The following is a 19,088-nucleotide window of genomic DNA, read 5'->3' as shown; positions in this document are numbered from 1 at the left end:
TTAAGGTTTCACAATCATCTTAGAATCAATCTTTTTAACCTTCCCTTGCTTCACCAAACCTTGATACAGAAAACCTGCCACATCAGCACGACTAGCTAGTTGATTAGGCTTGAGCAATTGTGGATTAGAACTAACTACTAAACCGGCTTGGGTAGCGGCAGCTACTTTGGCTCTGGCATACTTAGGAATCTGAGCGGCGTCTTTGTACTTCTGTAATATTGTCTCTGGATTGGGCGGTGTTTTTAAATCCAAGCCGCTAGCAATAGAAACAATCACTTCCGTTCTGGTAACTGGTTTTTCGGGTCGGAAATAATCTTTGGGATAGCCCTCTAAAAATCCTGTTATGTCACTTTCTTTGATAGATGAATACGCCCAATAACTAGACGATACATCTTCAAAATTAGTAGCACGTTGTTGTGGTGGTTTGTTAAAAGCTCTATCTAGCCTGACTGCAAATTCAGCTCGCGTCATTGCTTTATAAGGGCGGAAAGTTCGATCGCCAAATCCTTGGAAAACACCGCGCCCAGTGAGAACTCCGATAAAAGGAGTAGCCCAGAAGTTATTTGGAATATCGGAATATTTTATTTGTTTTGCCGGTGGTGGTGGTACTACCGCCGCTGGGGCTACGGGTACAATTTTCGGCAGGGTTCGGATAACAGACAGTTGTGAGATGGAAGACGGTTTTGCCTTCTGGAGTGGAATAACTGCTATCGCTAGGTTTGGAGAGGTTGGCGCTTTTTTGGGAGGAACAACTACTACCGTTACGCCAGAAGAAGGTTGTACATTGTTTGGTGGTGCGATCGTATTTGGAGAAGGACTCGCAGTTACAGGCGGGACGGGTTCAGGAGAACTCGATACCTTTGCTGTCGGCCCAAACTCAGCGGGTATAACGCTTGTGAAGTTCAAACTCTCCGGTTTTCGAGACACAGCCCAAAAGAAAATGCTTCCTATAGTAGATAAGGCAATCAAGATGCCAATAAATTCATCAAATCCTAAAGGAGACTTTTGAGATGAATGGGGGTCTGGTGTAGGCGAATCGGTCATCTTGATCACCCTCGTACAGCAAAAGGCAATTTTAATTAGATTACCTCACAGTTGCCAGTTCTGCCACTGTTTCTTTAGGCAGAGTTTCTTCTTTGGCTAAATGCTTATCAATTAAATGGGGTATTTCTCTAGGATCGACCCGCTTATAGCGAGTTTTATCCGGCATAACTATATTTGGCCCTGCTTTGCACTGCTTCATGCAGCCTGTTCCCTTAATCGTCACCTGGCCTTCTAAGCCGCGATCGCGCAAACCTTCCTCCAATGCCTTGCTAACCGATGCCGCGCCTAGTTTGCAGCAATCAGACTTTTGACAGACTAAAATACAAGCCTGCGCTTTGGCAGGCTTTGTGGCTTCCGCTGAGGTAACTTTCACAAGGGGCAATGCAGGCGTCGCTTCCACAGGAGTCTTGGGCAGGACTCCATCGACTTTTATCTTATATTCCCCAGTTTCTTGATCGAGCTTTTTTTCACCAAAAATTTCGACCCAAACCCCCGGTATCAGAACCTGATGGCGGCTGAGGGAAACCCTTGCCTCTTTCGATAGTTTAAGAGAAAATTCGCCTTCTGCGGTGGCCAGTGTCATGCGCTTGATTTTGTAGCCATCTTCGACGACAAAACCCAGGAAACGTCCCTCAAGCCGGAATTCTGATATTTGAGAGCTTTTGTATTTACTCATACTTCCAGTTTTTCCTCCAATTCAACAATGATTCTCAATTGCCCAGAAACACATCTCGCCAAAGTTACATACCGCTGTTGTTAAGTTTCAGTTGCCAACATCGATCGAGCCAGACTGCTAATTCGCGTCGAGGGCGGGTCATTTGCCCCATTACACTCCACAGTTGGATCGCCGCTAGGGGGGTATTCACCTCGACTTCTAAGCTGCCCTGCAAAGAACAGCAGCAGGGAATTTCTAACGATCGCAGTCTTTGGTACGCTTGCCAGCGATCGCCGCGTGGAATTCCCACGACCTGTCTGGCTACGGGGTTTACACTCGATTGCTCCATCCGATTTACTTAAATTTACTGCAAATTATTCTCAATTCATTTATACACTAAATCTAGCTGCTTGTTGACACAAATTTTCAAAATTTCTTCAAATCTTTAAAGAACCCGCAGCAGACTGGCGATACTATCTACCGCATCCAGTGTGCGAATTTCGTCCAAAGCTAGGCGGAAGTTGCCTTCCCGGACATCGTGAGTCACCACCACAATCTCGGCGAACTCATTTTGGAAGCCTGTCTGGACAACTGATTCCAGGCTGACACCGCGATCGCCAAAGCAAGTACCCAATTTCCCTATAACACCAGGATGGTCTTTTGTCAAGAATCTAGCGTAAAATCTCGTTACCAATTCTTCCATCGGCGCAATTTGGCAATAATGCTGGTGGGAACAAGCCAAAAGGGGATGCAGAGGGGCAGAGGGGCAGAGGGGCAGAGGAGAATTTCGATCTGCATTCTCCTCTGCTCCCCTGGTCTCCTGCTCCTTTGCTATCTTGAGAACGGCGGCAATATTTAAAATATCGGATACAACCGCGCTGGCAGTTGGCCCAGCACCAGCCCCTCTACCGTAGAACATGACTTGACCGATCGGTTCCCCTTCTACCAAAATGGCATTGTAAACACCGCTGATACTGGCTAAAGGATGGATTTTGGGGACGAGGGTAGGATGAACTCTGACAGAGAGTTGTTCTTTCTGTGAATCTACCTTTTTGGCAATAGCGAGTAACTTGATCGTAAATCCCAACTTCTCAGCGTAAGCGATATCCGCCGCGCCTACCTTAGAAATACCTTCGCAGTAAACATCCTCTAATTTGATGCGTCCGCCAAAAGCGAGAGATGCGAGGATGGCAATTTTGTCCGCAGCGTCTAAACCATCCACATCTGCTGTTGGGTCAGCTTCAGCATAGCCCAGCTTTTGGGCGTCGGCGAGAACTTCCCCAAAGTCGGCACCTTCGTCTCGCATCCGGGTGAGGATATAGTTAGTCGTACCGTTGACAATACCTGTAACAGCTTGAATGCGGTTAACGCCTAAAGCTTGTTTGAGGGGTTGAATTACCGGGATACCGCCGCCAACTGCTGCTTCCAGCATCACATAGACGCCAGAAGAGTTAGCAGCGGTGAAGATTTCATCGCCAAAACGGGAAATTACGGCTTTATTGGCTGTAACTACGTGCTTCCCGTGGCTAATTGCTTTGAGGATGAGCGATCGGGCCGGTTCCAGTCCGCCGAGTACCTCTACCACAATATCAACTTCTGGGTCAGTGACGATCGCCTCGATATCTGTCGTCAGAATATCTGACGGCAATTGTACCGTGCGGGGTTTGTCAAGCGATCGTACCCCCACCCGATAGATTTCCAACTCTTGCACTAGCGGATGACGACCTTCTGGAGACAGCAAAATCTCCGCCGTCCCCGTCCCAACCGTTCCCAGTCCCAGCAAACCGATTTTGAAAGCCACGCTTGTCACCCGTACCGACTAACTTGTTCCCAAAACTATTGTGACATTGTTGCTGCACATCCAAAGCGTGGCTAACCCATAGACAAGAAACACGGTTTCTGAAGCCCTGTGGTAGATATATAGGTAGATAGGTTATCTTGGGAGAATTAAGGTTTCAGGCTCAGCTTTAGCCAAACTAGATGACTCTTAAACATAAGATAGAACTGTTGACAGCCATAATTTTGTTCGTAGGTGCAGTTCTTGGTATTACCACCCAAATTCTTAGTAACAAGCGCCCCAGCGAACAAGCCGGTAGTACTAGCAAGCGCCCCAGTGAACCACCCGCAACTGCCCAAAATAAGGTACAAAATACGCTAGTTAAATCTGACAGCCGATTTTATTGTCAACTAGAGGCTGATCCCAATAGAGGGGGTGAAGTTTGGACGGTAATGTATCGTAGTGACAAAGGGACTAAAGCTTGGCTGCGGATGGTTAGAAGTATGGGAAATGGTTTCAATACTCAGAAGAGATGTGAAGAAATTAGCCGACGTTTAGATATCTATCGCCTGGATGGTTTAATAGGATTTGATTTTCGTACTGACCCGAATACGTCAAAGCAGTATGTCCTCTGCGCCAAAACTACAATAAGTAACACTGGTTGTCCTCTAGTATTAACGCTGATGCCTAAAGATGACCCATACGAAGAGTTGCGTAAGGTTGCTGGTGCGCTTGTACCTGGGAGTATTCCTAGTTATCAATGCAGTAATTCACAAACTTGCCCTCCTCTAAAGCCATTCTTCATTAGTTTAGACAATCAACTTTGATCTGCTTAGTTTTTTGGTCTAGATGGTGAGGTAATAATTGAGGGACTAGGAACATCTAGTTCAACATTGGTATAAGATCTAAATTGGTTGTATCGAGAGTAAGTAGGTACAGATAAATAAATTAAAAACCTTAGAAAATAACCAACTAGCTTAAAAACTTTTGATCTAAGGGTTTTAGGTTTATACAGCTAGCTGGTCATTCTACTTTAATGATCATCACCTACTTATTTATTTCCTTTGACTTAATTTGCTGTGCTTTTTCAAAAAATGCTCTAGCTTCATCAGAACGGTTCAATTTTTCTAGAACATCCCCCTTACCAAGCAAAGCCTCATAATAGTTGGGCTTTATTTTGATCGCCTTTTCATAAGAAGCGAGCGCCTGATAGAACATTTCAGCTTTTTCCAGCGCCTTAGCTCGGCCAAACCAAATCGAACTGTCTTTAGGATTGATATCAATTACCTTTTCATAATAAAAAATTGCTTCATCATATTGTTGCAATTTTTCTAATATACTAGCTATGCAAGACAACTCTTTTTCTGTAGGCTCTGATTTTTTCCGTGAAATTTTTATTGCCTCTTCATAAAAAGCTGTTACCTCTTTATTTCCTTTTAATTGTTCTATTGCGATAGCGCGTTTCAGCAAAATGCAAGGAACTTTTTCATCAGTTTTAATTGCGTTATCATAAGCATCAACAGCATCTTGATACTGTTTTAAAGATAGTAACTTTTCTCCCAAATCATACCATTGCTCTGCTGTCTTTGGGGCTGATAAATAAGACTTTATCGGTATTCCCCACTTGAAATGATTGATTCTGGTAACAGTTTCTACTCGGTTATTAATTTTCTGAATTTGTACCTTTTGCTCGATAGAAAGACTGCTTTGCTCTGTATTCGCCAAAGTTATAATTTCAGTATCAGTTTTACCATGAACTGCTATCACCTGACCAGCTACGTTTATCACTGGTGCGCCGCTCATACCTCCAACTGCTATAACGTTATAGGAAATTGCATAGCCTTCAGGTAGGGGCATCTTGGTAATATTTGTTACTTCCCCACCAGTAAACTGCTTCACCAAGTCACTCTGACCTGCTCTTTCAGGATAACCAGAAATGTAAATGCGCTGTCCGATTTTTACCCTGTCAGAATTCCCTAAAGCCAAATATTGATAGGGACAATTCTTGCTACTTAGTGGCTTAAATGTTACTACTGCTAAATCTACGTTGGGGAGTCTCTGGATATTTAGAACTTTCCAGAGTTTTTTGTCATCAGTTGTCACCAGTAACTTGCTACTTGGTTTTACCACATGAGCCGCAGTTAGTACCGTACAGATTCCTTCTGCACCCGCCACAAAAAATCCGGTTCCATGTCCTTCTTTATCCTCGTAAGTGATAAGAACCACGCTTGGCTCAACTTGGTCTGCGAGTTCGTTAGGTGGCTTTTCCTTTAGAGAAACCGGCTGAGGAGCAGGAGCCTCCTCAAAAAAATTAGGTATACTGGTGCATCCAGTAAATGATAAAGCAATAAAGGTAGAGGCAAGTAACCAACGCCAGATTGCCATATTGTACCTACTTCAATAATTCGTGTATGTAATTTTTCATCATAGAGGCCAAAAATCAGTAATCGGTTTAATAACTACACCGCAAGCTGTTGCAGCATTTAATTGTTTATCATCAACCGTAATTAACGGAAAACCCATATCTAATGCTAAAGCAATGTACAGGGAATCGTACACAGCTAATTGATGAGTTAGACCAATTTGCAAAGCACGCGGGAGCAGATTTTTAACTGGCACAATTTGAAAGGGTAGATCTAACAGATCAATAACAAATTGCTCTGCGTCTGTCTGTATTAGTCCCCGAAAACGGACATTACTCCACAGAACATTAACGCACTCGATCGGGCAAAATTCGGGAATGTATAACCGATTGTCTCCGCTCATCCCCGCTACAAGAACCCGCACTTCTGGTGTGTAAGTTTCTGTGAGAAAATACTTAATAACCACACTAGCATCAACTACATAGGCTGTCGCCATTTTTCTCTCTCCGCAATTATCATTTCACTTCCCGTTGGCGATCCCGCTGGCGGCGTCCACCTGTGGCGATCGACCGATTCCATCACCTCTTGCAAAGAGCGTTTTTTTACTGGTATACTGAGATGTCGCTCTTGCTGTAACCGCTCATCGACAACTTGAGCAATTATCGCCTTAAGTTCTTCCACAGTCAATTCTGCTACTGCTTTGTTTCCCATTTTGACTAACTCCTTCTCCGATCTAAAATAAGTTTAACTAATTCTTAATTTATTCTAACATAATTATAATAATAGGGTGAGCAATGCCCACCCTACTTAATACTAAGAACTAGGAAATAAAAATATTTTATTCCCTAGTCCCTAGTCCCTAGTCCCTAGTACGTTTCTACGTGCCAACGACCAGCTTTCTTCATCCCTCTTTGATACTCAGTCCAATTGACACCTTCCTTACCAGCAGCAGCAGAAAGAGCAGCATCAATGCCATCTTCCATGCCTTTCAAACCGCAGATGTAAGTGTGGGTGTTATCTTGCTGAATTAGTTTCCAAAGTTCGTCAGCGTGTTCAGCTACACGATCTTGGATATACATTCTGCCACCTTCGGGGTTTTTCTGTTCCCGGCTGATGGCGTAAGTCAAGCGGAAGTTATCGGAATACCGTTGTTGGATTTCCTCTAATTCTTCCTTGTAAAGGATGTTAGCAGTCATTGGGATACCAAAGACCAGCCAAGAGAAACCCTTGAATTCATAGTCGGTGTTGACTGCTTTTTCATTATCCTTGAACATCCGCCACAGGTAAGCGCGGAAAGGCGCAATACCAGTACCAGTCGCCAGCATGATGACGTTGATGTTGGGATCGGTTGGCAACAACATCTCCTTACCTGTTGGCCCGGTGATTTTTAGATCGTCTCCAGGGTTGAGGTTGCAGAGAAAAGTAGAACAGACGCCAACAATCTTTTCGCCCGTTTCAGGATGGTTGTACTCCAACTGGCGGACGCAGAGGGATACAGTCTTGTCATCAACGCGATCGCCATGACGAGTCGAGGCGATCGAATATAGCCTGAGTTTGTGAGGTTTGCCGTTCTTGTCAGTACCCGGTGGGATAATGCCAATACTTTGACCTTCCAGATAGCGGAGGTCGCCGCCCGAAATGTCGAATATTAAGTGACGGACAGTACCGATTCCACCTTCGGCAACCAACTCGTCATTGCTCAAACACTTACCCGTGAAGGGATTGTTGGGACGGTAAATATTAACTGGAATGTCAGTCTCAGCCTTAGCTTTAGTCATAGGCTTGCTTTTTTCCTCTAACTTCGCAGGTGCAACGACTGGTTCTGATGTCGCTTTCCCATTACCTGCGTTGCTAGATCTGACTTTTTCTTGGGCTTCGTCTGAGCCATAAGCACTAATGCTGACGATTTGGCCGCCCAGGCGCGTAATTCGCCGCATTTCTTCATTCATGCGGTTATAGGGCACAGTGATAAATACGCTGCCACTGCGACGAATTGGGTAGTTCGTTTTGTCAGTTGCTTCGTTTTGACGCAGACCCACCACTTCGTAAACAAAGACGCGGCTACCAGATACTGTGTTAGCAGCACCACCAGCTGCGCTAGGATTGTACATTGCTTCGATATCTCCAAACTTAACTTTAGTGACCTAAAGACGCGATCGATCGCGCCTCTACAATTATGCTGCTGCAAAGTGCCCTTTCCACCATGAGACAGTTCTACCGCCAGATGACCGGAGCTAGAACCCAAAGCTGAAGAAAGCAGCCTTTTATAGTTTTGCAAAGCTACGCTGACAGGTCAAAGACGTGCAGGCACGGAAAATTCCACATCAGAACCTCCATTACCCTACAGGGTAAATCGCCTACAGAGTGTGACTTGCGAGTCAGTTTGACATTTTTTTTCTAAAAATGCACAACTAACATTAGCATAAATACTTGAGCTAAAACGATTCCATCTTTTTAACCCTTGTAGGGTAAACCCCGCTCTGGTAAGATATTTCAGTAATACTGTAGTAGTAAATACTTAGTTGAATTGACAAAGTGGGGATGGTGGCGTGTCCCTTACTATAAAACGCTCGAAAGTCAATCAAGACTTAGACAGATGAGTGTTTGTCATCACGAAAAGCCAGCGTTATATTGCTTGCAATTAACGACTGGAGTACGTCACTAAACAATCTTAATCGTTAGAGGGAAGCTATGACCAGTAAGCCGGATCGCGTGGTTCTAATTGGCGTCGCCGGAGACTCCGGATGCGGTAAATCCACATTTTTGCGCCGCATAACGGATTTGTTTGGGAAAGAGTTCGTTACAGTGATCTGTCTGGACGATTACCACAGTTTGGACAGAAAGCAGCGCAAAGAAACAGGGATTACGGCGCTTGACCCTAGAGCCAACAATTTTGACCTGATGTACGAGCAAATCAAGGCGCTCAAGAACGGTCAGGCGATCGATAAGCCGATTTACAATCACGAAACCGGCATGATTGACCCACCAGAGGTCGTGGAGCCGAATCACATTGTGGTGGTAGAGGGACTGCATCCCCTGTACGACGAACGAGTGCGATCGCTCATGGACTTCAGCGTATACCTAGACATCAGCGATGAAGTCAAAGTTGCCTGGAAAATCCAGCGGGACATGGCCGAGCGGGGCCACCGCTACGAAGACGTGATTGCTGCGATCAACTCTCGACGCCCTGACTTTACCGCCTACATCGAGCCGCAGAAGGAATTTGCCGACGTTGTGATCCAAGTATTGCCCACGCAATTACTCAAGGAGGACAAAGAAGGTAAGATTCTGCGCGTGCGCCTCATCCAGAAAGTTGGAGTGGAAGGCTTTGAACCAGCCTACCTATTTGACGAAGGGTCAACTATTGACTGGAGACCCTGCGGCACAAAACTCACCTGCTCCTATCCAGGTATCAAGATGTACTACGGGCCAGATGCCTATTACGGTCACGCCGCCTCAGTTCTGGAGGTGGATGGACAATTAGACAATCTGGAGCAAGTAATTTATATCGAGAGCCATCTGAGCAAAACTGCGACCAAGTACCACGGCGAGCTGACCCATCTGTTGCTCCAGCACCGGGAATATCCCGGTTCTAACAATGGTACGGGACTCTTCCAAGTGCTGACAGGTCTGAAAATGCGGGCTACCTATGAACGGTTGACCGCCAAGGAAGCCAAGATTGCGGCTACGGCTCACGTTTAGAACCGTATAGTCGCAAATTTAGTTGGACGCGAGATGCTAGGGTTAGCTCTCGCGTTTTTTAGGGGTTGGGGCGATTTGTTTTCCTATCTAGTAAGGTGGTAATAATCGGCGGAATCCATGCAAAATTACTACAGTCAGAAAGAAAAAATTCCGCACGAACACTCCATAAATGGGTATTGGCAATGAATTTTGTGCGAAATTTTGTTCCGAAACTTCCGCTAATTTCCTCCCAAGTGATTCCATCCATTTTACAGTTCTCGGCCATGACTGCAAACCATCCATCCACACTTCAGGAATGCCGTTTTTGCCAACATTAGCCCCAATAATCCCACCTAAAATTGCCGCCGTGGTGTCTGTGTCGCCGCCACAATGAATTACGTCTAAAATTGCGTTTTGATAATCTTGTTGATGTGTTAACCAGGCGTGAATAACTACTGGAACTGTATGATAGACATAGCCGCTGATGCCTTGGCTAAATTTCATTTTATTAGCAAAATATTCTGTAGTTTGTTGGGCGTCTGCACTATCGCAAGCATTCTTGATAAGTGTGAGAAATTCTGTTGCTTCTGAAGGCAAAATCGATTGCAGAGTTTGATAATAATATTGTGGATAAACCGGAGAAAGCTGACTGGATAGATGGGATGCGATCGCAACCGCCAACGCTCCCCATTCGGCCTTTGGATCGGTATGAGTCAAGCGCGTAGATACCCTAATTAATTCGCACAATTTTGGGATATCGTGACCGTAGCAAACACCAATAATAGCACTTCTCATTGCGGGGCCATTGCCAGCGGAAAAAACACCAGCGCGATTAGTGGGAAATCCCAACCATAACCTCAAAATTGCCCTTAAAGTAGCGTATCCGATGCCAGCTGGTAAACCGAGTAACCACCATCGCAGACGCCAAGCTAATTCCTTTTCAAATATTTGGATATTTCCTGCTGAAACAATCAGAGATTGGGCAACCATACAAGTGTGTTCCGTGTCATCGGAAACCATCCCTTTGCCAAACAGAAAATGGTGATTGTTGAGGTTTCCATAAAGACGATATTGGCGTTGTTTCGATAAACCTTCGCAGGGTAGTCCGAGAGCGTCGCCTACAGCAGTTCCGAGTATGGAGCCGATGATTGAATCTACTTTGTTAGGATACACTTTGATAAATTGCCGAGACACTTAGAATTATCGAGAATTCAAGGAACGGTAAAAAAGAAAACTATAGCGTGCGAGGGCTAACATTTAGAATCCTAGCTGATATAATTGTATCACACCACATCCGCAGGGAAAGCCATAAGATCTGGAAAATATAGATAAACTTATATCGCTGGTGGAGGTTTTATGTCATCTTTGACGATTAAAGACTTAGAGAAACTACAAACAGAGCATCCAGATTATCGCATGGAGCTAGTTGACGGAAATATCATAGTTATGAGTCCATCTGGTTATGAATCAGATGAAGTTGCCACAGAGTTTGGCACTCAGTTATTAAATTGGGTAAAACCGCGTAAGCTAGGAAGAGTAACTGGTTCTAGTGCTGGTTTCATTCTACCAAATTCAGATATTCGCGCACCTGATGTGTCCTTTGTCCTAGCAGAAAGGTTGCGGAAAAGTCCGCGTTCCTTTGCTGAATTAGCTCCTGATTTGATGGGAGAAGTTAAATCTCCCAGCGATAGCGTCAAATCAAAGTCCTTTACCGAGTTAGGTTTAGGTTTAAATTAGCTGAGTGACTTGGAAGTGGGTGAAAAAGTGCGATCGCTCTTGTAAAATATTTAATAGATAGAGCAATTTCCGACAAAATCCATACCCAATGACCCGATTTATTCACGACCAATTTGCCAAAGATTACCTAGAAAAATTACTCACACCTTACGGCGTAGTTCAAGCACCCCGCCGGGTAGCTGGAGAAGTCAGAGAAATCGATGTTTGGTTTGCTCCCAGCGAGCAACCAAACTCTCCTCCAGAAGTGCTAGGTTTATTAGGGAGATTGGCGACAAGTATCTCCATTTTTGAACCATTTCGCAATGCAGTAAGCGACGACGAAATAGGTGATTGTTTGTTAAAATTATTAGAAGTGCGAGGTGAATTACGGCGAGAAGCCAATCGAAATAATACACGATTATCAGAATCGGAATTACCGAAATTATGGATAATTACCCCCACCGCATCAAATAATCTGTTATCAGAATTTGGTGCAATTCCCAATCAGAATTGGTTGACAGGGATGTACTTTATGCCATCCTATTTTAGGAGTGCGATCGTTGCAGTTCACCAGTTACCGCGTACCACAGACACCCTATGGTTAAGAGTACTCGGTAAGGGAAACGTGCAAAAACAGGCAATTGATGAGTTAGAATCACTGCCAGTGGATAATCTATTCCGGGCAGCAGCGCTAGAATTATTATACAACTTGCAACGAAACTTGCAAGCAAATCAAATTCAAGATGAAGAGGAAAGAGAGTTAATTATGCGATTAGCACCCCTTTATCAGCAAGACCGAGAACAAGCTATACAGCAAGGAATGCAGCAAGGAATGCAGCAAGGAATGCAGCAAGGAATGCAGCAAGGAATGCAGCAAGGAGAGCGTTTGGTGGTAGAGAACTTGCTCCGTGTGCGCTTTGGCTCATTAGACGCACAACTTTCAGCTATGATCGATCGCCTATTATCATTACCGCCAGAAGAGTTTACGCCCTTGCTGCTGCAATTATCCCGTGAGGAACTTTTGGCTAGATTTGGACAACAAAATTCCTAATTTGCCAGCCAATCAAATTTAAAGGGACAAAGCATAATTAAAATTTGGCGATCGCCGACATTATTTATTATGCTCTGTTCCTCCAAAAATGTTCACAGCAGTGAAAAATCCTATTTCTAAAATTTAAAAAACTTAAACTAACTACAATATCCTTAAAATTTATTGGCAAATATTTATTAAATCTCCGTGAAAATACAGAGGAATAAGTAAAAATTTCTAGTCAAAATGGTAGTAGGCAATTCAGAAGATTGAACTTGCAATCATCCAAAATGGGGAAGCTGCATGGAACTGCTGCACCAGCCCGGAGACATAATTGCAGAAAAATATCGCATCATAGACACCTTGGGGCAAGGCGGAAGCGGGACAACCTACCTTGCGGAAGATTTACAAAGCGCTCAGAGAGTGGCGTTGAAAGCTTTATCGCTCCATCGGATGACTGACTGGAAGAAGATGGAGTTGTTTGAGCGAGAAGCCCGCGTTCTCGCTCAACTCAATCATCCCGGTATTCCTCGTTATCTAGAATACTTTCATGTAGACACGCCCCAAGACCGTTCATTCTACATCGCCCAACAACTTGCAGAAGAAAAATCCTTAGCAGCACTGGTGGAAAGTGGCTGGCGGACTGATGAAAATGGAGTGCGGCAAATAGCGATTCAGATATTGGAAATTCTGGGTTATTTGCACAAGCTGACACCACCAGTCATCCACCGAGATATCAAGCCGCAAAACATTATTCGCCGAGAAGATGGGCAAATATTTTTAGTAGATTTTGGGGCAGTGCAGGACACCTATCACAATACCTTCATGCGGGGTAGTACGGTGGTAGGAACCTTCGGCTACATGGCACCAGAACAGTTTCGGGGACAAGCAGTACCCACAACAGATTTTTATGGTTTGGGAGCAACATTGCTGTTTTTGCTAACGCACCGTTCCCCTGGAGATTTGCCCACTGATAGACTCAAAATTTATTTTCGTTCCCGCGTGCAGATTTCCCCACAGTTTGCTGACTGGTTGGAGAAGATGTTAGAACCGGATGTGGAAGATAGATTTTCCTCAGCAAAAGAAGCGCTAGCGGTGCTGCAAGGTAAGCGGATAATTACTGGGAAAGCGCGTCAGTCCGTATCGTGGAAAACAATAGTCGGATTGGGAGTTGCAGTAATTGTTTCTGGTAGTGTACTTAATTATTACAAATATGTCTTGCTAAACTCTTTCGGACTTACACCAACATCGGTATACGAAGCAGTCTATAAGGGAGACGTTGATACTGTTAGGCGTTATCTAGAGCAAGGTGGTAACGTCAATGCCAAAAACAAATATGGCAATACCCTATTGCTATGGGCGGCACAGAATAACAGGAAGGATGTGGCAGAACTGCTGATTGCTAAAGGTGCAGATGTCAATGCCAAAAACAAAGATGGCAATACCCTATTGCTATGGGCGGCATGGTATAACTGGAAGGAAGTGGCAGAACTGCTGATTGCTAAAGGTGCAGATGTCAATGCCAAAAACAAAGATGGCTATACCCTATTGCTGTGGGCGGCACAGAATAACAGCAAGGAAGTGGCAGAACTGCTGATTGCTAAAGGTGCAGATGTCAATGCCAAATACAATGCCAAAAACAAAGAGGGCTATACCCTGTTGCACTGGGCGGCACAGAATAACAGCAAGGATGTGGCAGAACTGCTGATTGCTAAAGGTGCAGATGTCAATGCCAAAGACAAGGATGGCCGTACCCCATTGCTACAGGCGGCATGGTATAACAGGAAGGATGTGGCAGAACTGCTGATTGCTAAAGGTGCAGATGTCAATGCCAAAGACAAGGATGGCCTTACCCCATTGCTACAGGCGGCATGGTATAACAGGAAGGATGTGGCAGAACTGCTGATTGCTAAAGGTGCAGATGTCAATGCCAAAAGTAACTATGGCTATACCCCGTTGTACTTTGCGGTAAAGAATAACAACACGAATGTGGCAGAACTGCTGATTGCTAAAGGTGCAGATGTCAATGCCAAATTCAGATATGGCTATTATACCCCATTGCACTGGGCGGTAGAGAATAACAACAAGAATGTGGCAGAACTGCTGATTGCTAAAGGTGCAGATGTCAATGCCAAAGAAAAGGATGGCTATACCCCATTGGTGAAGGCGATAGGGAATAACCGCAAGGATATAGCAGAACTGCTTAAAAGTCACGGCGCGAAAGAGTAATATCAAATCCGGTTACATCGAGATTATAAAGTAGTGTGAGCATCTTGCTCGCTGGTATAGTTAGCGAGCAAGATGCTCGCACTACCAGAAAATATATAACTCCGATGCACTCGGAAACGATATAACACCCTGAGATTAACTGCACAAAGGAAAATATGGAACTGCTACACCAGCCCGGAGAAATTATTGCCCAACGCTATCGCATTATAGATACATTGGGACAAGGTGGAGTCGGCATCACCTATCAAGCCCAAGACTTGCAAAACTCTCAACAAGTGGCACTGAAAGCTTTGTCACTGCGCCGGATGGCAGATTGGAAGGTTTTAGAACTATTTGAACGAGAAGCCCGCATTCTCTCTGAGCTTAATCATCCTGGTATCCCGCGTTATCTAGACTATTTCCAAGTGGATACTGCCGAAGATCGCAGTTTCTACATTGTCCAACAACTAGCACCAGGGAAGTCTCTCGCGGCGCTAGCCGAGAGTGGGTGGAAGCCTGATGAAGCTGAGGTGAAATCTTTAGCGATTCAAATCTTAGAAATCCTGGTTTATTTGCACAGCCTCACACCTCCTGTGATTCACCGAGATATCAAGCCGCAAAACATTATTTTGCGCTTCCGCATTAGTAAGGGGGGTAAATGGGGGGATCTATTCCTAGTAGATTTTGGGGCAGTACAGGACACTTATCACAACACCGTTACTGGAGGGAGTACAGTAGTTGGAACTTACGGTTACATGGCTCCCGAACAATTTCGGGGACAAGCAGTATTATCGACAGATTTGTATGGTTTAGGAACAACAATACTTTTTTTGTTGACTGGAAAATCCCCCGCCGATTTACCACAGCGCAAACTAAAGATTGATTTCCGCTCTCATGTTAGCGTTTCCAAAAAGTTTGCTGACTGGTTGGAAAAGATGCTCGAACCAGTAATAGAAGAGCGATTTTCATCGGCAAAGGAAGCATTAGCTGTGTTGCGGGGTGAACTGTTGATTAGCACATTGCACTGGGCAAAACCCCAAAAACCGAAGGATACTTCTATCACCTTGACAAAAATTAAAAATAAACTTGTGGTAGAGATTCCGTCTGTTTGGTTACGCAACAATCATAGCCTATTTTTCGGGAGTCTCCCCGTACTTGTATCTGGATTTTTTTTGTTAGTGCTGTTATGGATATCAAACGAAATTGTCACCGGACTATTTGGCGAACGATTTATAGATAAGTCCATGCTGTTGCTTGTGTTATTCTTATTTGGGTTGATTGGGCTGTTCATTTTGCAGAAGATTGGGCTTTGGATGCCTGGTGTTTTTATATTCAGGGTATTTCGCACAAAGCTGAAGATCGATCGGGATAATTTAAAACTACAATGGTGGTGGCTTGGGCAATTGGAAATTCGGGCACGCACAAAGGACATTGTACAGGGAAAACTGTGCAATATAAGGTTGCCATTGAGTAAAAAACCCTTTACGTTTTGTGTGCTTCAGCAAAGGAGACGCAAGTATCGTTTTGGGTTATTTTTGACTGAGGAAGAAAACGAGTGGCTGATGGCGGAGATCACAGATTTTCTGGAGAAAGTGCGATAGTTGAGGTGTGGTTTATCAGTGCGATTATGCAAGCTTTAGGCATCACCTGATTTAGTTCAAATATACAGATTTCGGTTAATTTGTCAATGGGTAAATTCTAAATGTGTTCCCTCTCAAAAGGAGATAAATATTACGCAGATTAATGCCGAGCAACTTTTGGAATTGAGTGCGATCGCTAGTAATTATGAAAACCTTAAATGTGTTGAATGCGCTAGTGCGATCGAGAATTACTTAAGCTCTCAAGGTATTCATGGGAAGCGCATCAAACTATACACTGGTGATGGAGCAAGTTGGGACAGCCGTATTTATGATGATAGTGTCCCTGGAGATGCTATTTCAGTTAATGGTCGCCATGAAGGAATTACAATTGCGATCGACGGTATAGAAACTGTTTTTGATAACCATCATCCTGAAGGAATACCTAAAAATGAATGGCTGGCAAATTTGCAGTTTCATAGTAAAATATTATTTGGTCAGCAGTTCCAGGTAATAGAAGAGTATTTTTAGGAGATAAAAATTTTATGCCAGAAGTTGCTCAACAAATTGTAGCTGTCAAAACAGAATACCTCTACGATCTGCTAGCAAGAATTAAGCAAAGACCGGGTATGTATTTAGGTAACTGTTCTATTACTCGTCTGCGTATGCTGTTGGATGGATATGGTATGGCTCGAAGGGAACTTGGCTTACCTAGAACCGAACAAGAAAGAGAATTTAACGGATTTCAAGATTGGATACAGAAAAGATATAATATTACTTCATCTCACGGATGGGATAGCATCGTTCTTTTCTATTCTGCCGATGAAAGAGATGCCTTAGATAACTTCTTCAAGCTATTTGAAAAATTCCAAAATGGAGAAAGTCCTTTACCGAGTTAGTTGGTAGCAGGTTATTTCTCACTTTCCAGTTTTCGCCGCAATTGGCGAATAGCTGTGCTAGTATTGCGATCGCCAGCAATTTGAAAACACTCTACCAGAATCTCGGAAATATTTATTGTCGGAAAATAGCGGCTGTTATGCACAACTTCATAGCCTTCTTCCCGATAGCTATAAATTACAAGTCTTTTCCGTTTGTATATCCAAACTTCTGGTACTCGATAGGGCAAATAATCATTTACATCTGTGTAGCTAGTAACATCTATTTCTATTACTAGATCGGGAGATGGATCGACACCCCAATTAATGCGATCTTTGCCTGCAACTGCCGCCCAGTTATCGATATAAAAACAGTAATCTGGTTCAATGCCCCTTATTTCTGGCAAATCCATTGTAATCGGAGTAAATGCCTCATAGTCTCTTTCTAAGTAATCGAGGAGAACGATAACTACCATCGCGATGATGTGAGCTTCACGTCCATGAGCGGGTAAAGGGGACATTAACAGAATTTCTCCTGGTCGATATTTGATGCGGGGGATAGATCGATCGCCCAATTGCTCGACGAGTTTCTGATAGTCTTGCCAATTGCCAGGTAGCCGTACAATTGCACCTGCGGGCAAATGGATTTTCTCTGGTGTAACGACAGCAAACATTTAAATTTAACCTCCGCCTCTAATATATAGCAGTCAAGCTCATAAAACGAGGGTTTACCCCATAACTACATCAAAAAACCGGGTTTTCTGGTATCAGTAGTGATACGCCATCTGTTTTACCCGCCTACCCAAACCCGGTATCCTATGAACCACAGTCCCAATTGTCCAACTTGCAGAGGTATCAAGCGCCGCCACTTTCTCGGAATCATCCCAGGGGCGCTATCTCTAGCTATTCTATCAGCCCCTCAACCAGCATTAGCCGAAAAAACTGCCACCACTTTTGTACTCAGTTGCATAGATTTTCGCTTTATCGAAGCAGAACGGTACTTTTTATCCCTGAAAAATCTCAGCAATAAATATGATTTAGTAGCCCTTGCAGGTGCTTCCTTAGCCTTAAGTGGAATTCCTCATCAAGCCGATGCACAAGCCTTTTGGGATCAATTAGAATTATCTTATCGCTTGCACCATATCCAAAAAGTAATTATCCTCGATCATCAAGATTGTGCGGTTTATGCAGATAAGATTGACCCGGAACTGAGTGAAAATCCTGAAAGAGAGCAGGGGGTGCATACGGAATACCTAAGTCGGGCTTATTGGGAAATACGCGATCGCTATCCCGATTTGAACATAGAATTATATTTTGTTACTCTCAATGCCGAAGTCAAGCCTATTTCGCCGCTGGCTAGGACATAAAAAAAGCGAAGGTTTGGATTGAAGAAAAGCGATCGCTCCTATAGAATGTTTCATAGCTAGGGCAGTTTACTCCAAAATCTACACCCAATGACCCGATTTATCCACGACCAATTTGCCAAAGATTACTTAGAGAAATTATTAACTCCCTATGGAGAAGTTCAGGCCCCCCGCAGAGTAGCAGGTGAAGTAAGAGAAATCGATGTTTGGTTCTCTCCCATATCCCAAACAAATTTTCCTCCAGAAGTGCTGGGATTACTGGGAAGATTGGCGACGACAAACACTATTTTTGAACCCTTTCGCAACGCCGCCACTTCTGATGAAATTTGCGATTGTCTCTTAAAACTATTAGAAGTAAGAGGTGAATTGCGACGAGAAGCCAATCGAAATAACACTCGATTGCCAGAAACGGCTATACCAAAATTATGGATTATCACCCCAACAGCATCAAACAATTTATTAGCGGAATTTAGCGCAATTTCCAATAAGAATTGGGTGACGGGGATATACTTTATGGGATCGTATCTGAGGACGGCGATCGTGGCAATTCACCAGCTACCCCGCACCCCAGACACGCTATGGTTGAGAGTTCTCGGTAGGAAAACCGTGCAAGCACAGGCAATTGAGGAATTAAAAGCACTTGCAGAAGATAACCCATTCCGTGCGGCTGCGCTAGAATTGTTATACAACTTGCAAAAAAACTTGCAAGGAGATCGAGAACAAGATGAAGACGATCGAGAGTTAGTTATGCGATTAGCCCCACTTTATCAGCAAGACCGAGAAAAAGCAGTAGAGGAA

The 19,088-nt window shown here is 44.0% G+C and carries 20 protein-coding genes; 10 read left to right on the top strand and 10 right to left on the bottom strand.

Going from position 1 to position 19,088, the window contains the following annotated elements; translation table 11 throughout:
* The 4 genes from LAY57_RS01125 to LAY57_RS01110 form a co-directional block, all read right to left on the bottom strand.
* Window positions 1–1,044, bottom strand: a complete 1,044-nt coding sequence (locus LAY57_RS01125) for an S-layer homology domain-containing protein (protein WP_249064430.1) — start codon at window positions 1,042–1,044, stop codon at window positions 1–3.
* Window positions 1,045–1,084: 40 nt separating this feature from the next.
* Window positions 1,085–1,720 (bottom strand): (2Fe-2S) ferredoxin domain-containing protein, encoded by a 636-nt coding sequence (locus LAY57_RS01120; RefSeq protein ID WP_249064429.1) that lies wholly within the window; start codon window positions 1,718–1,720, stop codon window positions 1,085–1,087.
* 64 nt (window positions 1,721–1,784) lie between these two features.
* On the bottom strand, window positions 1,785–2,048 hold the full coding sequence (locus LAY57_RS01115) for an Asr1405/Asl0597 family protein (protein ID WP_249064428.1): 264 nt from the start codon (window positions 2,046–2,048) through the stop codon (window positions 1,785–1,787).
* A gap of 96 nt (window positions 2,049–2,144) precedes the next feature.
* Window positions 2,145–3,500 carry a homoserine dehydrogenase gene (locus LAY57_RS01110; RefSeq protein WP_249064427.1) on the bottom strand — a complete coding sequence of 452 codons (1,356 nt, stop codon included), beginning with the start codon at window positions 3,498–3,500 and terminating at the stop codon, window positions 2,145–2,147.
* Window positions 3,501–3,679: 179 nt separating this feature from the next.
* Here LAY57_RS01110 and LAY57_RS01105 point away from each other — a divergent pair, with 179 nt between their 5' ends.
* A complete protein-coding gene (locus LAY57_RS01105; protein ID WP_249064426.1) occupies window positions 3,680–4,303 on the top strand; it encodes a COP23 domain-containing protein in 624 nt (207 codons plus the stop codon).
* 220 nt (window positions 4,304–4,523) lie between these two features.
* On the opposite strand, the gene LAY57_RS01100 is transcribed toward LAY57_RS01105, so the two are convergent.
* The 4 genes from LAY57_RS01100 to cpcD/petH all read right to left on the bottom strand — a co-directional run bounded on the left by LAY57_RS01100 (window position 4,524) and on the right by cpcD/petH (window position 7,950).
* Complete coding sequence (locus LAY57_RS01100; protein WP_249064425.1) at window positions 4,524–5,861, bottom strand: tetratricopeptide repeat-containing S1 family peptidase; 1,338 nt, start codon at window positions 5,859–5,861, stop codon at window positions 4,524–4,526.
* A gap of 39 nt (window positions 5,862–5,900) precedes the next feature.
* Entirely contained in the window at window positions 5,901–6,335 is a 435-nt protein-coding gene (locus LAY57_RS01095; RefSeq protein ID WP_249064424.1) for a type II toxin-antitoxin system VapC family toxin, read from the bottom strand.
* Window positions 6,317–6,550, bottom strand: a complete 234-nt coding sequence (locus tag LAY57_RS01090) for a hypothetical protein (protein ID WP_249064422.1) — start codon at window positions 6,548–6,550, stop codon at window positions 6,317–6,319. The genes LAY57_RS01095 and LAY57_RS01090 overlap by 19 nt, the downstream gene beginning before the upstream one ends.
* Window positions 6,551–6,705: 155 nt before the next feature.
* The gene (gene cpcD/petH / locus LAY57_RS01085) at window positions 6,706–7,950 is read right to left on the bottom strand and encodes a bifunctional rod-capping linker CpcD/ferredoxin--NADP reductase PetH (protein WP_249064421.1); all 1,245 of its coding nucleotides are present in this window, start codon (window positions 7,948–7,950) and stop codon (window positions 6,706–6,708) included.
* Between the two features lie 580 nt (window positions 7,951–8,530).
* On the opposite strand from cpcD/petH, the gene LAY57_RS01080 reads away from it, so the two are divergent.
* The gene (locus tag LAY57_RS01080) at window positions 8,531–9,541 is read left to right on the top strand and encodes a phosphoribulokinase (RefSeq protein ID WP_249064420.1); all 1,011 of its coding nucleotides are present in this window, start codon (window positions 8,531–8,533) and stop codon (window positions 9,539–9,541) included.
* Between the two features lie 87 nt (window positions 9,542–9,628).
* Here the strand turns inward: LAY57_RS01080 and LAY57_RS01075 are convergent, their stop codons facing one another.
* The gene (locus LAY57_RS01075; protein ID WP_249064419.1) at window positions 9,629–10,714 is read right to left on the bottom strand and encodes an ADP-ribosylglycohydrolase family protein; all 1,086 of its coding nucleotides are present in this window, start codon (window positions 10,712–10,714) and stop codon (window positions 9,629–9,631) included.
* A gap of 162 nt (window positions 10,715–10,876) precedes the next feature.
* Between LAY57_RS01075 and LAY57_RS01070 the strand changes: the two genes are divergently transcribed.
* The 6 genes from LAY57_RS01070 to LAY57_RS01045 all read left to right on the top strand — a co-directional run bounded on the left by LAY57_RS01070 (window position 10,877) and on the right by LAY57_RS01045 (window position 16,950).
* Window positions 10,877–11,257: a Uma2 family endonuclease gene (locus tag LAY57_RS01070; protein ID WP_249064418.1), complete on the top strand. Its 381-nt coding sequence runs from the start codon at window positions 10,877–10,879 to the stop codon at window positions 11,255–11,257.
* An 88-nt stretch (window positions 11,258–11,345) separates the two neighbouring features.
* Window positions 11,346–12,287: a hypothetical protein gene (locus LAY57_RS01065; protein ID WP_249064417.1), complete on the top strand. Its 942-nt coding sequence runs from the start codon at window positions 11,346–11,348 to the stop codon at window positions 12,285–12,287.
* 282 nt (window positions 12,288–12,569) lie between these two features.
* On the top strand, window positions 12,570–14,495 hold the full coding sequence (locus LAY57_RS01060) for an ankyrin repeat domain-containing protein (RefSeq protein ID WP_249064416.1): 1,926 nt from the start codon (window positions 12,570–12,572) through the stop codon (window positions 14,493–14,495).
* 155 nt (window positions 14,496–14,650) lie between these two features.
* A complete protein-coding gene (locus LAY57_RS01055) occupies window positions 14,651–16,075 on the top strand; it encodes a serine/threonine protein kinase (RefSeq protein ID WP_249064415.1) in 1,425 nt (474 codons plus the stop codon).
* 162 nt (window positions 16,076–16,237) lie between these two features.
* Window positions 16,238–16,582 carry a papain fold toxin domain-containing protein gene (locus LAY57_RS01050; protein WP_249064414.1) on the top strand — a complete coding sequence of 115 codons (345 nt, stop codon included), beginning with the start codon at window positions 16,238–16,240 and terminating at the stop codon, window positions 16,580–16,582.
* A 14-nt stretch (window positions 16,583–16,596) separates the two neighbouring features.
* On the top strand, window positions 16,597–16,950 hold the full coding sequence (locus tag LAY57_RS01045; RefSeq protein ID WP_249064413.1) for a hypothetical protein: 354 nt from the start codon (window positions 16,597–16,599) through the stop codon (window positions 16,948–16,950).
* 11 nt (window positions 16,951–16,961) lie between these two features.
* Here LAY57_RS01045 and LAY57_RS01040 read toward each other — a convergent pair whose 3' ends face one another.
* Complete coding sequence (locus LAY57_RS01040) at window positions 16,962–17,600, bottom strand: Uma2 family endonuclease (protein WP_249064412.1); 639 nt, start codon at window positions 17,598–17,600, stop codon at window positions 16,962–16,964.
* Window positions 17,601–17,744: 144 nt separating this feature from the next.
* Here LAY57_RS01040 and LAY57_RS01035 point away from each other — a divergent pair, with 144 nt between their 5' ends.
* Window positions 17,745–18,293, top strand: a complete 549-nt coding sequence (locus LAY57_RS01035) for a carbonic anhydrase (RefSeq protein WP_249064411.1) — start codon at window positions 17,745–17,747, stop codon at window positions 18,291–18,293.
* Window positions 18,294–18,380: 87 nt separating this feature from the next.
* On the top strand, window positions 18,381–19,088 hold a 708-nt coding region (locus LAY57_RS01030; protein WP_249064410.1), incomplete at its 3' end, for a hypothetical protein.

This window comes from Argonema antarcticum A004/B2 (assembly GCF_023333585.1).
GTDB lineage: Bacteria > Cyanobacteriota > Cyanobacteriia > Cyanobacteriales > Aerosakkonemataceae > Argonema > Argonema antarcticum.
This window is presented reverse-complemented; position numbering and strand designations above follow the sequence as displayed.

What these genes read in the sequence shown, in the direction of transcription:
- LAY57_RS01125 (WP_249064430.1), bottom strand. Translation starts at nt 1,044, where the DNA reads ATGACCGATTCGCCTACACCAGACCCCCATTCATCTCAAAAGTCTCCT.
- LAY57_RS01120 (WP_249064429.1), bottom strand. Translation starts at nt 1,720, where the DNA reads ATGAGTAAATACAAAAGCTCTCAAATATCAGAATTCCGGCTTGAGGGA.
- LAY57_RS01115 (WP_249064428.1), bottom strand. Translation starts at nt 2,048, where the DNA reads ATGGAGCAATCGAGTGTAAACCCCGTAGCCAGACAGGTCGTGGGAATT.
- LAY57_RS01105 (WP_249064426.1), top strand. Translation starts at nt 3,680, where the DNA reads ATGACTCTTAAACATAAGATAGAACTGTTGACAGCCATAATTTTGTTC.
- LAY57_RS01100 (WP_249064425.1), bottom strand. Translation starts at nt 5,861, where the DNA reads ATGGCAATCTGGCGTTGGTTACTTGCCTCTACCTTTATTGCTTTATCA.
- LAY57_RS01095 (WP_249064424.1), bottom strand. Translation starts at nt 6,335, where the DNA reads ATGGCGACAGCCTATGTAGTTGATGCTAGTGTGGTTATTAAGTATTTT.
- LAY57_RS01090 (WP_249064422.1), bottom strand. Translation starts at nt 6,550, where the DNA reads ATGGGAAACAAAGCAGTAGCAGAATTGACTGTGGAAGAACTTAAGGCG.
- cpcD/petH (WP_249064421.1), bottom strand. Translation starts at nt 7,950, where the DNA reads ATGTACAATCCTAGCGCAGCTGGTGGTGCTGCTAACACAGTATCTGGT.
- LAY57_RS01080 (WP_249064420.1), top strand. Translation starts at nt 8,531, where the DNA reads ATGACCAGTAAGCCGGATCGCGTGGTTCTAATTGGCGTCGCCGGAGAC.
- LAY57_RS01070 (WP_249064418.1), top strand. Translation starts at nt 10,877, where the DNA reads ATGTCATCTTTGACGATTAAAGACTTAGAGAAACTACAAACAGAGCAT.
- LAY57_RS01065 (WP_249064417.1), top strand. Translation starts at nt 11,346, where the DNA reads ATGACCCGATTTATTCACGACCAATTTGCCAAAGATTACCTAGAAAAA.
- LAY57_RS01060 (WP_249064416.1), top strand. Translation starts at nt 12,570, where the DNA reads ATGGAACTGCTGCACCAGCCCGGAGACATAATTGCAGAAAAATATCGC.
- LAY57_RS01055 (WP_249064415.1), top strand. Translation starts at nt 14,651, where the DNA reads ATGGAACTGCTACACCAGCCCGGAGAAATTATTGCCCAACGCTATCGC.
- LAY57_RS01045 (WP_249064413.1), top strand. Translation starts at nt 16,597, where the DNA reads ATGCCAGAAGTTGCTCAACAAATTGTAGCTGTCAAAACAGAATACCTC.
- LAY57_RS01040 (WP_249064412.1), bottom strand. Translation starts at nt 17,600, where the DNA reads ATGTTTGCTGTCGTTACACCAGAGAAAATCCATTTGCCCGCAGGTGCA.
- LAY57_RS01035 (WP_249064411.1), top strand. Translation starts at nt 17,745, where the DNA reads ATGAACCACAGTCCCAATTGTCCAACTTGCAGAGGTATCAAGCGCCGC.